We start from the raw sequence: 827 nt of genomic DNA on the forward strand, positions 1-827 counted from the left end.
AAAATGACAATCAGAACCGTTAGGAGGACATCATGACGCATTCTGTTGTAGAGCTTATCGAAATTGAATCCGCCATTATTCAGGTAAAGATGCAAGATCGCACTCATAAAAACGCGTTTTCACAAGAACTTACAGATGGTTTAATTCAAGCGTTTGAATACATACGGCAGAACCCCAAATACAAAGCGGTCATTTTGACAGGATATGATAATTATTTTGCTTCAGGAGGAACGCAAGAAGGACTGCTACGAATTCAACAGGGATTGACCAAGTTCACTGATGACAATCTTTATTCTCTGGCGCTGGATTGCGAGATTCCAGTTATTGCGGCAATGCAGGGCCATGGAATTGGAGGCGGCTTTGTCATGGGGCTCTTTGCTGACATAGTCATTCTGAGCAGGGAAAGCGTGTATACGGCTAATTTTATGAAATACGGATTTACGCCTGGAATGGGCGCTACCTTTATCGTTCCTAAAAAACTGGGTTTCAGCCTGTCCCAGGAAATATTATTGAATGCAGGCAGCTACCGCGGAGCTGATCTTGAAAAAAGAGGGGTTCCCTTTAAGGTGCTGCCCCGTGCAGAAGTGTTAGATTATGCAGTGGAGCTGGCGCAAGAACTGGCGGAAAAGCCGAGAAACTCACTGGTTACACTGAAAGATCATTTGGTTGCCCCGCTTCGCGATCAGCTGCCGCGCGTCATTGAACAGGAACTGATGATGCATGAGAAAACATTTCATCATGAAGAAGTCAAAAGTAGAATCAAAGGCTTATATGGTAATTAACTGAAAATATATATAAAATTTTGCAGGTGAAATGGAGGCAGCGTG

Annotated in this window: 1 protein-coding gene; it reads left to right on the forward strand. The window is 43.7% G+C overall.

Annotation, left to right across the window (positions count from 1 at the left end; translation table 11 throughout):
* The first annotated feature begins 32 nt into the window (after nucleotides 1-32).
* A complete protein-coding gene (locus NST79_RS09360; protein ID WP_015383709.1) occupies nucleotides 33-782 on the forward strand; it encodes a polyketide synthase in 750 nt (249 codons plus the stop codon).
* Nucleotides 783-827: the final 45 nt, after the last annotated feature.

The organism is Bacillus sp. PS196, from assembly GCF_037963555.1.
Lineage (GTDB): Bacteria > Bacillota > Bacilli > Bacillales > Bacillaceae > Bacillus > Bacillus subtilis.

Excerpts from the sequence above, each read along its gene's own strand:
- NST79_RS09360 (WP_015383709.1), top strand. The coding sequence starts at position 33 with ATGACGCATTCTGTTGTAGAGCTTATCGAAATTGAATCCGCCATTATT.